The organism is Paeniglutamicibacter gangotriensis Lz1y, from assembly GCF_000348945.1.
In the GTDB taxonomy this organism is placed as follows: domain Bacteria; phylum Actinomycetota; class Actinomycetes; order Actinomycetales; family Micrococcaceae; genus Paeniglutamicibacter; species Paeniglutamicibacter gangotriensis.
On record NZ_AOCK01000003.1, the window covers coordinates 255679 to 271892 of the forward strand.

The window sequence follows — 16214 nt, forward strand, 5'->3', positions numbered from 1 at the left end:
CACTTGGCGATGTTGCAAAGGTCCGGCACGCGGTAGAAAAACCTGCTCGCGCCGGACCCTTGCGGCATCTGCCCAACACCCGGTCAAAAGTTTCACTCCGAAATCTTCAACAACACTTTCATATGCGCTTAGGCTGGTGGCATGACCAACACCACATCCGTGCGCACACCCAGCGCCATCGACGCCGTTGCCAACGATTTCTTTAGCAGCCTGCTCGAACTCGTCCCGGAATTCGCCACCGAGCTGGGGCTGCCCGGACAAGAGGCTTCCTACTCCGACTACTCGCCATCGGGTATCGCGGCACTGACCGCTGCCGCACGCCAGACCCTGGCCAAGCTCCAGGTCTTGGAACCTGTGGACGAAATCGATGCAACAACCCTCGATGCCATGAATGAGCGCCTCGGCCTGGAAATCGAAATCGCCGAAACCCGCCGCACCGAGCTGAACAACATCGCCTCCCCCGCCCAGGAACTGCGGGCCATCTTCGATTTGATGCCGCAGGAGACCGGCGCGGACTACGGGTTCATTGCCGAGCGCATGCACAACCTGCCCACCGCCATGGACGGCTACATCGCCTCGCTACGCGACTCCGCAGCCCGCGGCCTGGTCTCCGCAGCCCGGCAGGTCAAAATCGTGATTTCCCAGGGACGCGACTACGCCAAGGACGGCGGCTTCTTCGATGCCTTGGCTGCGGCCGGCACCGCAGTCGATGCGACGCTCGGTGAGCGCCTGAGCTCCGGTGCTCAGGCGGCGAACGCCGCGTACCTGCGTCTGGCCACGGTACTGGAGCAGGAATTACTGCCGCTGGCCCCCGAGAAGGATGCGGTGGGCCGGGAATACTACGCGTTGATGTCACGCCGCTTCCTGGGTGCCGAGGTCGATCTGGAGGAAACCTACGCCTGGGGTGTGAACGAGCTGGCCAGCATCATCGTCGAACAGGAGCGCGTGGCGGACCAGATCAAGCCCGGAGCCACCATCGAGCAGGCCAAGGAGATCTTGAATCAGGACCCGGCACGGCAGCTGGCCGGGACCGAGGCACTAAAAACCTGGATGCAGGAGAAGTCCGACGCCGCGATCGTTGCCCTTGGTGGCAGCCACTTTGAGATCCCCGCACCCATGGACCAGATCCAGTGCATGATCGCGCCCACCCAAGAGGGCGGCATCTATTACACCGGCCCCTCAGAGGACTTCAGCCGGCCGGGCCGCATGTGGTGGTCGGTACCCGAGGGTGAGGACCAGTTCACCACCTGGGCCGAGCTCACCACGGTCTACCATGAGGGCGTCCCGGGCCACCACCTGCAGGTGGCCACCGCAGTTATGGCCAGCGACACCCTCAACAACTGGCGCCGCCACGCCTGCTGGGTTTCGGGGCACGGCGAGGGCTGGGCCCTGTACGCCGAGCGCCTGATGCACGATTTGGGCCACCTCGATGACCCGGGAGACCACCTGGGCATGCTCGACGCCCAACGGATGCGTGCCGCCCGCGTCGTCTTTGACATCGGTGTGCACCTAGAACTTGAGATCCCCGAAGCCTGGGGCACGGGAACTTGGGACAGCGAATCGGGTTTCGCTTTCCTGCAGAAGAACCTGGACATCTCGGCCGGGCAGTTGGAATTCGAGTTCACCCGTTACCTCGGCTGGCCGGGCCAAGCACCGGCTTACAAGGTCGGCCAGCGCCTCTGGGAGCAGATCCGCGATGAGCGTGCTTCCCGGGCCGGGGCGGACTTTGATTTGAAGGCCTTCCATACCCAAGCCTTGGGGCTCGGGTCGGTGGGACTGGATACTCTGCGCCGGGCGCTGTTGGCCTAAGTTCCGTCTCCCGCGCCCATGGATGAGTGCGCGGCGGGTTCCCGTCTGCAGTTTTGCGGCCGGGACCCGTGACGGATCATCCCCGTCCGGCACGCAGCCATCGAATTCAATTCCCGGGCTGAACAGGCATTTAGTCCACCACGCGCAAACCGCTTGACGTGGAGCATGGAATTACCCTGGAGCGAGGGTGAAGGCGAGGGTGAATCCGACTCTCATCACTGCTATTCCACCTCATTTCCTGCCATAGTGAGACTTGTTGCTGCGAATTACGCAGAGGTGACCACGGCCCGGGAAACCGGAAAACTCCACCTCGCGGATAAAAGCCTTAGTTGCTGGGAGAATTCGCAGCGCGGCATGGTGCATTGCTTGGGGGCTGCATCAGTGCCGGCAGGGGGATGGTTTTGAGTCTAGTGTTGGTACAGACCATCTCCCCAATTTCTAACTCATGGCTTGTGGGTCGTGCGCAGCCACACACCGCGCGTCAAAGACGCTGCGGGCCTAGTCGAAGTTTTCCACTTCCGGGCTCGTCACGAGACCCTGTACTCGTGCAGCTTCCAACGCGGAAGCCCGGTCCGAGACACCAAGTTTGCGGTAGATGCTGCGCAGCTGGCTCTTGACGGTGTTGACGGAAACAAACTGGTGCCCGGCGATTTCGGCCGCACTTCCGGTCATGACCAATTCCTCCAAAACCGCCAGCTCCCTGGCGCTCAACTCCGCCCTGCCCAATCCACCGGGGATGTTTGAGACGGTGTTCGGATCGATCCTGAGTTCGATCCCCAGCGCGCGGCTTTCGGCAAGCACCCGTTCCAGGTCCGGGGCAGGAAGCAGGTTCAACGCCATGGCCAACCCGTATTCCTCGCTCAACGCCGCCACCGTACGAAACGCCCCGCCAATGACCGTGCGATTGTTTTGCTGCAGCGAAGCGCCGAGCACCAACACGGCCTGCGCGAAGCGTGTACGTGGCTGCACCGCCACCCCCAACGCCGTACAGAGTCGCAGGACCTCCTGAGGGTCTCCCTGGGCAAGCCGGACCCGCGCCTGCATCATCGTCTTGGAGGTCTCCGAGTTTGACTTGGCCGCGATCTTCAACGCGTTGATTGGGTCCCCCGCCGCAAGGTTCAACAAGCACGAAGCCGATACCAGCATGCTCTTGCCGACCCGCTGCGCCACCGGTTGTTCTCGTTCGCGCACTAGATATCCTTGCATGCGCACCAGCGACGTAGTTGTTTCCCCGTTGACGACCGCCAGAAGCGCCTCGGCCAAGCGTATGGCCGGCCAGAATTCGTTGTTGTGCTGGTCGATGCGCGCCAGCTCCACCCAGCGTGCCGCGTCGTCGAACCGCTGCTCCTCCATGGCGCAGACGAAGGAGGCCAACCTGAACGGGGTCGCGAAATACGGGTTGGTATCGGGATCGGCCCAATGCTCAGGAGCCGATTCGGACAGCAGCGCCGAACACCTGTGAATGTCCCCGCTCAGGGCATAGAGGTAGGCCTGCACCGTGGTCGCGTAGTGGTCGTTGTCGACACGGCGGTGCCGATGGTCCGACGAAACCCCCAGCTCGGCTGCGATGAACGCCTCGTCCCCGGCACCGCCGGCATGCAGACCCAGCGCCAATTGGACCAGCATCGCCCCTTCGAAAGGCCCCAGGTCATCGCGTTGTTCCAGAGACATCTCCCGATGGAGGGTGATGCCGCTGCGCGCGGCCTTGACCGACAGCTCACCGATGCCGCTGAGTCTGGCGGCAACGGATTCAATCACCATCATGACCAGCCGGTCGGCGGGCGCAGCCTTTCGTCCCACCGTCCGTGCCCCGGCCGAGGCCAGCGCCAACAATTCCAGGGTCTTGAGCTTGAAGTTCCCCGTGGAGCTGTAGGCGATCGCCAAGCAGATGGCAAGCATCGGGTAACGTGCCAGGACCGTCAGTGGCAGCTCGTCAAGCAGCAGCGAACCGCGGGTGCCCAGCTCCCCGTCGAGATATTCATCGGCGTGCATGCGCAAGACCTCGGATGCCAGTTGGTGGTCCGGCGCCGCCAACGCATGTCGCAGGGCGCGGAACGCCGAGCCCCGGGCCATCTCGTAGCGGGCACAAATACGGTGCAGCGATCCCATCCGGTCGGCATCCGAGGCGAGGTAGGTGTTGACAGCCACCCGCCGCAGGAGAGGGTGCAGGCAATATTCCTCATCGGGGTTCCGCGAGCAACGGTACAGCAGCCCGCGGGCCTCGAGATCCGCGAGCCACTTGTCGGGCTGTTGGGACGTCAGGTGCTTCACCAGCGCGTGGGGCACCGTCGTGGGCACGGCTAGTACCGCAAAAAAATCCCGCTCCCCCGGGCCGAAGTCCTCGTTCTCCAGCAACATCTTGACGTCGCGCTCCACGGCGGAGAGCACTTCGGCCAGATATTCCTTGGCCACGGGTGACAGCTCGGCGGACCTTGGATCCTGCAGCCCGGCCAAGGTCGGCGGCTTCCTGCGACGTCCCGCCGACCGTGCCGATACGGGCGTTTCCATCGTCTCGGCACGAAGCCTGGCCATGCGCAGCAATACCGGGGTGCCACATAGCTCCGTGGACAGCGGGACGGCGTAGTCCTCCAGTGCGGTCCCGCGGAAATATGCGGCGGCCTCGTCTGCGGTGAAGCCAAATTCGTGCGGCGCGATGACGTTGATGCCCAGCGGCAACAAAGTGCGCTGGCGTTCAAACTCCAAGTACTCGCGGGTCAGCATCACAACCCTGCGGTCGGGGTATTCACGTCCCATGTCCTGAAGATATTGGCTGAGCTGTGGTTCATGGGCTGCGCCAAGGCCTGCGAGCACCACAAGATGGGAATCGGGCTCGGCTGCTTGTGCGAACTGGTGGGCGAGCAACTCCTCGAGGCGGGTCTCATCCGGAAGACATTCGATCCAGCTCCAGCTGTTGGCCGGCGCATCGCGCCGGGAGAGCCATCCACGCACGGCCACTCGTTTGCCGCTGCCGCGTTGCCCCCTGGCAATAACGACCGAGGAAGAGAGTGCGCGATCGAACAACCCATCGAGGCGTGGTCGTGGAATCGATTCTTCGTTGCTCTCCCAGATCATCTGATCTTTAAACCTCGCTCCCCCGAATGGTCTTCTGCGGGAGCCGAGAACCAGTCGAAAGGCGCGTAGAAGTACCATAATTGCCGATTGCTTGAAAGCTCAGCTTAACATCGGGGACCCACGATATGTAATGGAACACAAATACGCCGCAATAACCGGGTATGGGGGTCCCCTGCGTAACAATGCTCAATACTGGCTGTCATTTGCTATGGTTCACCGCCTAGCTTCTTAGCGTGACTACTTCAAAGACGACGCCCCAGCGGCGCATCCCCGCTTGGGCCACAGCATTTGGCCCGCAAATCATCATCGCCCTGATCCTGGGCCTCGGACTGGGCCTACTGGCGAAATACACCGGCCACACCAAGGACACCCCGACCGGGCTGGGCACCACACTGGCCACACTGGGCTCCAGCTACATCTCCCTGCTCAAGGCCGCGGTCATCCCGCTGATCTTCTTCGCGGTCGTCGCCTCAATCGCCAACCTGGCCAAGGTCACCAACGCGGCACGCCTGGCCTGGCAGACCATCTTGTGGTTTGCCATCACCTCCGCCATCTCCGTGGTCATCGGCATGGCACTGGGCACCGTACTGCGCCCCGGTGCCGGGACCGGCCAAACCGCACCGCCCGAATATGACGGGCGCACCGGTGACTGGTGGTCGTTCCTCACCGGACTGATCCCCTCCAACTTCCTGGGCCTGGACGCCACGACCAAGGTCGCCGAGGGCGGGGACGTAAGCACCGCACTGAGCTTCAACGTGCTCCAAGTGCTGGTCATCGCCATCACCGTGGGCATCGCAGCACTTAAGGTCGGTGCCGCAGCCCGCCCGTTCCTGGACTTCTCCGCCGCCACACTCTCCGTCATCCAGAAGATCCTCTGGTGGATCATCCGGTTGGCCCCCATCGGCACCGTGGGACTGATCGGCAACGCGGTGGCCACCTATGGCTGGGACACCATCGGCGCGCTGGGCAAGTTCACCTTGGCCATCTACATCGGTCTGGCCTTGGTGCTCTTTGGCCTCTACCCGATCCTGGTCCGCTCACATGGGCTGAGCATCAAGCAGTACTTCTCCGGGGTCTGGCCCGCCGTGCAGCTGGCCTTCGTCTCCCGCTCCTCCATCGGCACCCTGCCGCTGACCCAGCGAGTGACCGAACGCAACCTGGGTGTGCCCTCGGCCTACGCATCGTTCGCCGTGCCGCTGGGCGCCACAACCAAGATGGACGGTTGCGCCGCGATCTACCCGGCGATCTCCGCGATCTTCGTCGCCCAGTTCTTCGGCATCGATTTGACGCTGACCGACTACCTGCTGATCGCTATGGTCTCGGTCTTGGGCTCTGCAGCCACGGCCGGTACCACCGGTGCCGTGGTCATGTTGACCCTGACCTTGTCCACCGTGGGACTGCCGCTTGCCGGCGTCGGCCTGATCCTGGCCGTTGACCCGATCCTGGACATGGGTCGCACCGCGGTGAACGTCGCCGGTCAGGCATTGGTTCCGACCATCGTCGCCAAGCGCGAAGGCATCTTGGACGCGGAGCTGTACAACGCCTCGCGTCTCGGGGACCCGTTCAACGACGAGTTCAAGGCCGACGCCGAGGTGCGCCAGGACGCGCCCGCGTCGGTCTAAGCCCTCCAGAACCCAGGGAGCACAAGACCCAGAGAGTAGTCACCACCTTATTCAGGGCGGGCCCTCCGGCTCGACGGATGCATCAGCATTCGCCGGGCCGGGCGGTCCGCCCTTTTGGGTGTGCCAAGGCGGCAGGGTGCGGCAGCGGTTACAGGAAAATCATCGTCAAATTGCACGGCATGCAACTTTGCACGTAGTGTAGAAACGTGGATCTTCCTTCTTCTCCCCCCGTGTCCCGGCGCGAACTAAACAAGGCCGCCACCCGCCAGGCCATCGTCCGTTCCGTCTTCGAGCAATTGCAGTCCGTCGGCTACGAAGGGCTGACCGCCGAATCCGTTGCGGATGCCGCCGGGGTCTCCCGCCGCACCTTCTTCAACTATTTCCCCTCCATCGAGGCCGCGTTAAACGAGCCGACCAAGCTTTTGCTAGAGAATGCGGTGGCGGTGCTCGACGAGGTGGACCCGGGCATCGACCTGCTCTCCGCCGCCGTCACCACCGTGGAATCCCTAGTCGACCCGGCCCTGCTCGAGCCCATCGCAAATCTGTACCTGCTGGCCTCCGAACACCCCCAGATGGCCAGGATGCAGCTGGAGGCGTGGAACGACTGCGCCGAGGCGCTCACCGAGATCATCACCGCCCGGGCACCGAACGGCACCGAGCTGGCGGCCCGGGTCTTCGCCCAATGCATCATCGGTGCCGGCAAGGCAGCCTTCGGCCAGTGGTCCCGCCAACTCACCGAGGCCCGGGACCCCGCCGACCCGCGCCGCACCCAGATGCTCCGCGCCACTCTGGCCGAGGCCATCGCCCAATTGCGCGACGGCTTCCCCTCCCTGCAACAACGTGCACAGCACACCCGAAAGGCCTGAGAACACCATGGCTTCCTTCCTGTACCGCCTCGGTGCCTGGGCCTATGCCCGGCGTTGGGCCGTCGTGTCACTCTGGGCCGTCCTGTTGCTGATCATCGGCCTGTGCGCCGGGGCATTCATGGGCAAATTGACCAACAGCTTCTCCATCCCCGGCACCGAAACCCAGCGCACCTTGGACCGGATGAAGGTGGAAATGCCGGATCTGGCCGGCGGCACCGGGTCCATCGTCTTCCGCACCCAGGACGGCTCCGCACTGTCCCCCGCCCAGGATCAGTCGATCGAAGCCGCGCTGCAGGATTTGGCCGGACAGTCGGAGATCACCGACGTGGCCCAGCCGCTGGAACTGCAACAGCAGCTCGACGATGCCACTCCCGAGCTGGCCAAGGGACAGGCGAAGCTCGACGATGCCGCCGAGCAACTGGCCGACGGTAAAAAGCAGTTGGAAGAGGGCCAGAAGGCCTTGCAGGACGCCCAGGCGGAGCTCGATTCCGGGCGCGTGCAGCTGGGGGACGCCAAGACGCAGCTTGCCGAGGGCAAAGCGCAATTAGCCGACGGACAGGCACAACTCGATGCCGCGGCGGCCAAACTTGCCACCGGTGAGGCGGCACTGAAAAGCGGGCAGGCACAACTAAATGCCGGGCAAAAGAAGTGGGACGCGGGCAACCGCGAGTACCAATCCGGTGCCAAGCAGGTTTCCGAGGGCCGCAAGGAGCTGGCCGCCGGGCAGGCGAAGCTTGATGCAGCAGCCAAGGAACTGGCAGCTGGCCAAAAGCAGTACGACGCCGGAATGAAGAAACTGCTGCAGGGAAAGTCCCGCACCACCCTCGAAGGTGAGCTGGCCGCCGGCAAGGCGCAGGCCACGCAGGCGTTGGCCGCCGCCAAGGCCGGGCTGGCGAAGCTGAACCCGGGGATCGCTGCCGCCGAAAAGGGACTGGCCCAGGCCCAGGGTGCGTTGGAGCCGCTCAAGCAAATTCCCGAGAAGGAGCGAACCGCCGAACAACACGGTGCCATCGCCGAGCTCGAAGCAACGATTGCTGCTTTGAAGTCCACGCTCAACGGGGTGCCGGGCGATGCCACGGCGCCGGGCCTGTACACCCAGCGCGAGGCGGCGCTGGATGGCCAGGCCCAGGCCGAAGCCGGGCTGAAACAAATCGCCGAGGGCACCGCCGCCTTCGCATCACTCGATGCTGCCCAGGCGAAGCTGGATGCCGGGGCCAAGGATCTGGCCTCCGGGACCAAGACCCTGAAGACCAAGACCGCCGAGTTGGAGGCCGGAGCGGCCAAGCTCCCCGCCGCCAAGAAAAAGCTTGACGCGGGGGCAGGTGAGCTGGCCACCAACCGCGCCAAGCTGAAGGCAGCAGCGGCCAAGGTCTCCTCCGGGCGCTCCCAGCTGAATGCCGGGGCGGCCGAGCTCGACGCGAACGCCGCGAAGTTGGCCGATGGTCAGCAGCAGATCGAAGAGAACCAGGCCACACTGCTCACCGGGCAACAGGTAGTCGATGAGAAGTCAGCGCAGCTGCCCCAGGCCGAGGCGAAGCTGGAGACCGGCGCCAAGGAGTTGGCCACCGGGCGAGCCGAGCTGGCCTTCGCCAAGCGCCAGGCAGGAGCCTCTGCGGGCATGCGCTTTGTCTCCGAGGATGGTTCCACCGCAGTGGCCCACGTGACCTTCGTCGGGCAGACCGACGCGCTGACCACCGAGCAGCGCGCCGACATCCAGTCGATCGCCGCAGGACCCGAGGCAGCAGGCGTCGAGGTGCTCTTCTCCAAGGAGATCCTGCAGGACCTTTCCTCCATCTTCGGGGCAGCGGAAATCATCGGGCTGGCCGTGGCCGCGGCGGTGCTGCTGATCATGCTCGGCACTCTGGTGGCCGCCGGGCTGCCGCTGCTCATGGCCGTGCTCGGGGTGGGAGCAGGCGTCGGCGGGACCCTGGCGCTGTCCTCGGTCATCGAGATGGCCTCCATTACCCCGGCGCTGGCGCTGATGCTGGGACTGGCGGTGGGCATCGACTATTCGCTGTTCATCGTGCACCGGCACCGCCGCCAATTACTCGATGGGGTGCCGCTGGGCGAATCCATTGCCCGGGCCACGGGCACCAGCGGCAACGCGGTGGTCTTCGCCGGGCTGACGGTGGTCATCGCGCTCTCCGCGCTGGCCGTGCCGGGCCTGCCGTTCCTCTCCGTGCTGGGCTTCTCCGCGGCATTCACCGTGATGATGGCGGTGCTGATCGCGATCACCCTGACCCCGGCCCTGTTGGGGGTCATCGGGCACCGGCTGGTGTCCAAGCGGGCCTGGGCACGCCGTGACGCCGCGGCCTCGACCCCGGACGCCGAGAATCTCGCCCCGTCCAACGACGCGGGAAACCGCGGTTGGGGTGCCGTGGTCACGCGCCGCCCGTGGATCGCTGTCATCGCCTCCATCGCCATGCTCGCGGTGGTGGCACTGCCCGCCACGCAGCTGCGCACCGCCCTTCCCGACGGCAGCGCCGAACCCGTGGATTCGGGCGCCTACCAGGCCTACGAGCAGATGAGCGACGCGTTTGGTGCCGGGTACAACGGCCCGCTGCTGGTGCTGGCTGATTTGCCCGGCGGACTGGATGCCCGGGGCGCCGATGCGGCAAACCTGGACGTGGCAGATGAGCTGCGAGCCATCCCCGGAGTAGTCGCCGCAATCCCGGTGCAGGTCAACGAGGAACGCAATCTCGGGGCCATCCAGGTGCTGCCGGACGAGGGTCCGGCCAGCGCCGAGACCGAGGCGCTGGTGCATGCACTGCGCGACGCCGCCCCTCAGATTCAGGCCGCCACCGGCTCGCACATCGCGGTCACCGGGCAGGTTGCCGCGCAGGTGGATGTCTCGGAGAAGCTCGCCGAGGCGTTGCCGCCGTACATCGGCATCGTGGTGGGATTGTCATTGATTCTGCTGCTGCTGGTGTTCCGCTCGGTCGTCGTGCCGCTGCTGGCCACCTTCGGCTTCCTGCTTTCGCTGGCCGCGGCCTTCGGCGCAACGGTCGCGGTGTACCAGCTCGGCTGGTTCGGTTCGCTCTTCGATGTGAACGTCCCGGGACCGATCATGAGCTTCCTGCCGATTCTGCTCACCGGCATCCTCTTCGGCCTGGCCATGGACTACCAGGTGTTCCTGGTCGCAGGGATGCGCGAGTCCTTCGCGCACGGACAGCCTGCCCGCGCAGCGGTGCGCTCCGGCTTCGCCCATTCGGCACCGGTGGTCACCGCCGCCGCGTTGATCATGACTTCCGTCTTTGCCGGGTTCGTGTTCTCGCACCTGACGATGATTCGGGCCATCGGCTTCGCGCTGGCCATCGGGGTACTCTTTGACGCGTTCATCGTGCGGATGACCCTGACCCCGGCGCTCATGCATCTGCTGGGCCGGCACGCCTGGTACATTCCGCGCTGGTTGGACCGAATCCTGCCGGATGTGGATGTGGAAGGCTCGAAGATCGCCGCCCTGGCCGCACGGGACGCCGAAGACGACCCTACTGGCGGACCGGAACAGGGCGGTCCGCAGGCCTCGGCCTCTCGGGATACGGTGGATGCATGAGCCAGAATCTAAACAGCGATACCACCGCCAATACCGCATCCGATGCCCTCGGGGATATCGAAAACCCCGAGGACCTGCCGCTGCTGGTGCTGGCCTCAGCCTCCCCGGGCCGGGCCAAGGTGCTCACCGATGCCGGGATCGACTTCGCCGTGCAGGTCTCCACCGTGGACGAGGACGCGGTGCTGGCCAGCGCCCTCGAGCGCTTCGGCGAGCTGGGCCCGGCCGACACCGCAATGCTGCTGGCCAAGTCCAAGGCCGAGGATGTCGCCGCGATGGACGCGGCGGACGGGGCCGTGGTGCTTGGCTGCGATTCGGTCTTCGAATTTGAGGGTGTCAGCTACGGCAAGCCGTATACCGCGCAGGCAGCAACCGAACGCTGGGAAGCAATGAGCGGGAAGTCCGGCATCCTGCACACCGGGCACTGGCTCATCGATAATCGTTCCGAAGACGAAGCAGACGGCGGCTCGGGGGCCACCATCGGCGCGGTCGCCTCCACCCGGGTGGACTTCGAGACGGTGTCAGCAGAAGAGATCGCCGCGTATGTAGCCTCCGGCGAACCGTTGCCGTGCGCCGGAGCGTTCACCATCGACGGGCGCGGTGCCGCCTTCATCCGCAGCATCGAGGGCAACCCGCACACGGTCATCGGCCTGAACGTTGCCACGCTGCGCGAGCTGCTGCACGAGACCGGTCTGTCCATAACCGACATCTGGGCCTAAACACCCGCACTAGCCATCCTTCAGGAGGCCCGCACCGATTCTCGGTGCGGGCCTCCTGGTCGTTGGGCCTCTTGAGGGAAGGGCACGGGGAGCCAAAACAGCTTGCGCCAAGAAAGTACTTGCCATTGTGGAAAGTAGTTTCTATGCTGAAGTGACAACGTCGACGCAGGAGGAACCATGAACACGAACAGCATCGCCACCACCGCCCCAGCAAACCGGGTCAACGGAGCCCAGTACGCATGGATCGGCTTCGCGATGGGGATCGCCTGCATGGCCGCACTGTTCATCTACGGGCTGTTGAGCAGCACCCCCGGAATGCTCGTGATGAGCTCCTCGATGGCGGCCATGCTGGGCGCAGTATGGGTCTCCACCAGCGCCACTGCCCGGAAGAAGAACCGGCGGTAGCGAGCGGGCGTACACGTCACCCAAATCTGGGCCGCGCACAGCTCGAGGCCCGGGAACTCGGCACCCGGCACCGCGCCCGAGAGAAGTTGTATGAATCCTACAAAGATATGGTGACTTGGTGCCGACACTGGGCGGTTTGGCGGTACACATCCCACAACCGCGGGTAGGCTCCACAAGAGCATATTTAAAGGAGTTCACCCCTGCCATGAGTCAGTTGACGAAGGTTCTCATCGCCAATCGCGGAGAAATCGCCGTACGCATCATTCGCGCTGCCCGGGATGAGGGCATTGGATCGGTGGCCGTGTACGCCGAGCCTGACCGCGATGCCCTGCATTGCCGGTTGGCCGACGAAGCGTATTCATTGGGCGGCTCCACCGCCGCCGAGTCGTACCTCGACATCGATAAGATCATCGATGTCGCCAAACGCTCCGGCGCCGACGCGGTGCACCCCGGCTACGGATTCCTGGCCGAGAACGCCGGGTTCGCCCGTGCCGTGATCGATGCCGGGCTGATCTGGATTGGCCCGCCACCGGCAGCCATCGACCAGCTGGGTGACAAGGTTCAGGCCCGCCACCTGGCCGAAAAGGTCGGAGCCCCGCTGGTCCCCGGCACCAAGGACCCTGTCGAATCCACCGACGAGGTGCTGGCCTTCGCCGATGAGCACGGACTGCCGATGGCCATCAAGGCCGCCTACGGTGGCGGCGGTCGCGGCATCAAGGTCGTACGCAACCGGGACGAAATCCCCGAAGCCTACGAATCCGCGGTCCGCGAAGCTGTTGCCGCCTTCGGGCGCGGCGAATGCTTCGTCGAACGCTTCCTCGATGCCCCGCGCCACGTCGAGACCCAGTGCCTGGCCGATGTGCACGGCAACGTCGTGGTGGTATCCACCCGCGATTGCTCACTGCAGCGCCGCAACCAGAAGCTCGTAGAAGAGGCCCCGGCACCGTTCCTGAGCCCGGAACAGGTCACCCGGCTCTACGAGGCCTCCAAGGCCATCATGGTCGAAGCAGGCTACGTGGGAGCAGGCACCTGCGAATTCCTCGTCGGCCAGGACGGGGTGATCTCCTTCCTGGAGGTCAACACCCGCCTGCAGGTGGAGCACACGATCTCCGAGGAGGTCACGGGCATCGATCTGGTCCGCGAACAGTTCCGGCTGGCCCGCGGCGAAGAGCTGGGCTACACCGACCCCGAGGTGCGCGGACATTCCTTCGAGTTCCGCATCAACGGCGAAGACGCGGGACGCGGTTTCATGCCGGCCCCCGGCACCATCACCGCGATGGACCTGCCCACCGGCCCCGGTGTGCGCATCGACTCAGGTGTGGTCTGCGGAGAAACCGTGTCCGGGAACTTCGACTCGATGATCGCCAAGCTCATCGTCACCGGCGCCACCCGCAACCAGGCCATCCAGCGCGCCCGCCGCGCACTGGCCGAGTACCGCATTGAGGGCATGCCCACGGTGTTGGCCTTCCACCGCGCGGTCATGGACGATGTTGCCTTCACCCCCGAGGAAGGCCCGTTCTCCATCCATACCCGCTGGATCGAGACCGAGTTCGACAACCAGATCCCTGCCTGGGACCCTGCCACCGCCGGCATCCCGGGCGAGGACACCGATCGTCATGCGATCACCGTGGAAGTCGGCGGCAAGCGCCTAGAGGTGGTGCTTCCGGCGTCGTTGGGATCGATTTCTTCGGGCAGCAACGGCAAGACCCGCAAGAAGAAGCGCTCCACGCGCTCTTCGGCCACCACCGGTGCCTCGGGCGCCGATCTGGTCTCCCCCATGCAGGGCACCATCGTGAAGGTCGCAGCAGCCGACGGGGATGTGGTCTGTGAGGGCGATTTGATCGTGGTCCTGGAGGCCATGAAGATGGAACAACCGCTGACCGCCCACTGCGACGGCGTGGTCTCCGGACTCAGCGCGGTACCCGGGGACACCGTCTCCGCCGGCGCCGTGCTGGCATCCATCGGCGAATAACACTCGCTGCCGCAGCACAGCGATCCGGGCGGGCCGGTCTTCCTCAAGGGAAGACTGGCCCGCCTTTTGCCTGTCCCGCGCCGACTGCCGCCTTGGACCACGGGAGGCTGCAATTCCGCGCGACACGCCTTCCCCATGTCGGTGCGTACACTTAGGCCGGTGGGCATGAAACCTGACGTGAGCACACAGCCCGCGCTGGACCCGAGCCCCGATCCGCCGCGATGCGGCAGCGAGCGGCAGACCTTGAGGGGGTTCCTGGCCTGCCAGCGCCGCACCCTTCAGATGAAATGCGCAGGGCTTAGCGCGACAGCCCTGGGCACCTGCGCGGTTCCGCCTTCCGGGCTGTCCTTGCTGGTCTTGGTGCGCCACCTAAGCGATGTGGAACGCTTTTGGGTCCGCTCCTGCCTGGCCGGGAAGCAAGCACCGCCGCTGTACTGGGGCAAGGACGGCACAGAGACCGACTTCGACTTCCCGGCACCCGATGCCCAGCTGGTGGAGCTCTCTTTCACCGCATGGAAGGAGGAGATGGCCCATGCCGATGTTGCCCTCGGCGCCGCACCGTTGGAACGTACAGTGGCGGCCGGGCACCACGGCACGGTATCGGTACGCTGGATCCTCACCCACCTGATCGAGGAGTACTCCCGGCACAATGGCCACGCCGACCTGCTGCGCGAATGCCTCGACGGGACCGTGGGCGAATAGTCTCTTGGGCTTTAACGCACGCTGCCCGCATTCACGAGGAATGCGGGCAGCCGGAGAAATCCGTTGCTAGAAGACGCTACTAGGAGACGTTGTTCTCAAAGTCGACGTCCTTGGTGTCCTTGGTCAGGAACAGGGCGATGAGCGTGAGCACCGCGCCGAGCGCTAAATAGACGCCGACCCAGACGGTGTTGCCTCCACCGAACTGCCACAGCGCGATGGCCACGAACGAGGCCGGGGCAGCACCTAAGACCGAGGAGAAGTTGTAGGCCACGGCGGAGCCGGTGTAGCGCACATTGGACGGGAAGAGCTCGGGCAGATACGCGGCCATCGGGCCGAAGGTCAGACCCATCAGGGTGAAGCCGATGATCAGGCCGACCATGGCCGAGGCCTTGCCCGGACCGAACATCAGCGTCCACGCCAGACCGAAGACCAAGATGCCCAGAGTCACCCAGATCAGGAACTTACGCCGGCCGAATTTCTCGGCCAGCGGGCCCGAGACCACCGTGAATATACCGAAGAACACCACACCGATGATGAGCATCGTGAGGAACTCGGGTCGGTCAATGCCCAGTCCCGGGGCAAACGATGCCGCATCAAAGGCCTGGCCCTTGGCCTCGGCGGCCGCTTGGGCCTTCTCCACGGTGTCCACGGCGGTGCCGTAGGTCAGGGTGAAGGAGGTCATCAGGTAGAAGAGCACGTAGGTGGCAAACATGATGAAGGTGCCGGCCAGTACCTGGCGCCAGTGGTACTTCATGGTGGTCTTGAACGGGGACTTGGCCACCTTCTTCTGGTCCACGACCTTGGTGAAGGCCACCGATTCGACCAGCCTCAGGCGGACCCAGAGTCCCACGGCCACCATGACGGCGGAGAGGATGAACGGCACGCGCCAGCCCCAGGCCATGAACTGCTCCGGGGTCAGGCTCAGCTGCAGGCCCACGAAGATCAGGTTGGCGATGATGAAGCCGATGGGGGCACCCAGCTGCGGGAAGGTGCCGTAGATGGCGCGCTTGTTGGCCGGAGCGTTCTCGGTGGCCAGCAGCGCGGCACCCGACCACTCGCCGCCGAGGGCCAGGCCCTGGGCGAAGCGCAGCAGCACCAGCATTAGCGGCGCCAGCACCACGAAGTTTCCTTGGGCCGGGGGCAGGAAGCCGATCAGGAAGGTGGCGATACCCATGAGCAGCAGCGAGGCCACCAGGGTCCCCTTGCGTCCGATCCTGTCACCGAAGTGCCCAAAGAGGATCGAGCCGACTGGTCGGGCAACGAAAGCTACGCCGAAGATCGCGAAGGAGGAGAGAATGGCATTGACGTTCGACGCGTTCGGGAAGAACAGCGCCGGGAAGACCAGCACCGATGCCGTGGCATAGGCGTAGAAGTCAAAGAACTCAATGGTGGTGCCGATGAGGCTGGCAAACAGCACGCGTCCGCGTGTGTTTTCTTTCGGTGCTGTGACCGTGGTCTTGTTGGACATTGTCTCGTGCTTCTCTTGGTGGATTCCTG

The 16214-nt window shown here is 64.8% G+C and carries 10 protein-coding genes; 8 read left to right on the forward strand and 2 right to left on the reverse strand.

Annotated elements, in window-relative coordinates; genetic code table 11:
• Positions 1–141: 141 nt before the first annotated feature.
• Positions 142–1809 (forward strand): DUF885 domain-containing protein, encoded by a 1668-nt coding sequence (locus ADIAG_RS06465; protein WP_007270533.1) that lies wholly within the window; start codon positions 142–144, stop codon positions 1807–1809.
• 498 nt (positions 1810–2307) lie between these two features.
• Here the strand turns inward: ADIAG_RS06465 and ADIAG_RS22065 are convergent, their stop codons facing one another.
• On the reverse strand, positions 2308–4881 hold the full coding sequence (locus ADIAG_RS22065; RefSeq protein WP_007270534.1) for a LuxR C-terminal-related transcriptional regulator: 2574 nt from the start codon (positions 4879–4881) through the stop codon (positions 2308–2310).
• Positions 4882–5114: 233 nt separating this feature from the next.
• Between ADIAG_RS22065 and ADIAG_RS06475 the strand changes: the two genes are divergently transcribed.
• The 7 genes from ADIAG_RS06475 to ADIAG_RS06505 all read left to right on the forward strand — a co-directional run bounded on the left by ADIAG_RS06475 (position 5115) and on the right by ADIAG_RS06505 (position 14717).
• The gene (locus ADIAG_RS06475; RefSeq protein ID WP_007270535.1) at positions 5115–6503 is read left to right on the forward strand and encodes a dicarboxylate/amino acid:cation symporter; all 1389 of its coding nucleotides are present in this window, start codon (positions 5115–5117) and stop codon (positions 6501–6503) included.
• A 206-nt stretch (positions 6504–6709) separates the two neighbouring features.
• Positions 6710–7369, forward strand: coding sequence for a TetR/AcrR family transcriptional regulator (locus ADIAG_RS06480; protein ID WP_043473707.1), 660 nt, complete (start codon positions 6710–6712; stop codon positions 7367–7369).
• A 7-nt stretch (positions 7370–7376) separates the two neighbouring features.
• Positions 7377–10922, forward strand: coding sequence for an MMPL family transporter (locus tag ADIAG_RS06485; protein WP_007270537.1), 3546 nt, complete (start codon positions 7377–7379; stop codon positions 10920–10922).
• Entirely contained in the window at positions 10919–11638 is a 720-nt protein-coding gene (locus tag ADIAG_RS06490) for a Maf family protein (RefSeq protein WP_007270538.1), read from the forward strand. Before ADIAG_RS06485 ends, ADIAG_RS06490 begins: the two co-directional genes overlap by 4 nt.
• A gap of 177 nt (positions 11639–11815) precedes the next feature.
• Positions 11816–12043, forward strand: coding sequence for a hypothetical protein (locus ADIAG_RS06495; RefSeq protein WP_007270539.1), 228 nt, complete (start codon positions 11816–11818; stop codon positions 12041–12043).
• Between the two features lie 205 nt (positions 12044–12248).
• Positions 12249–14015, forward strand: a complete 1767-nt coding sequence (locus tag ADIAG_RS06500) for an acetyl/propionyl/methylcrotonyl-CoA carboxylase subunit alpha (RefSeq protein WP_007270540.1) — start codon at positions 12249–12251, stop codon at positions 14013–14015.
• 177 nt (positions 14016–14192) lie between these two features.
• On the forward strand, positions 14193–14717 hold the full coding sequence (locus ADIAG_RS06505; RefSeq protein WP_235045849.1) for a DinB family protein: 525 nt from the start codon (positions 14193–14195) through the stop codon (positions 14715–14717).
• Between the two features lie 79 nt (positions 14718–14796).
• Here ADIAG_RS06505 and ADIAG_RS06510 read toward each other — a convergent pair whose 3' ends face one another.
• The gene (locus ADIAG_RS06510; RefSeq protein ID WP_007270542.1) at positions 14797–16185 is read right to left on the reverse strand and encodes an MFS transporter; all 1389 of its coding nucleotides are present in this window, start codon (positions 16183–16185) and stop codon (positions 14797–14799) included.
• Between the last annotated feature and the right edge of the window lie 29 nt (positions 16186–16214).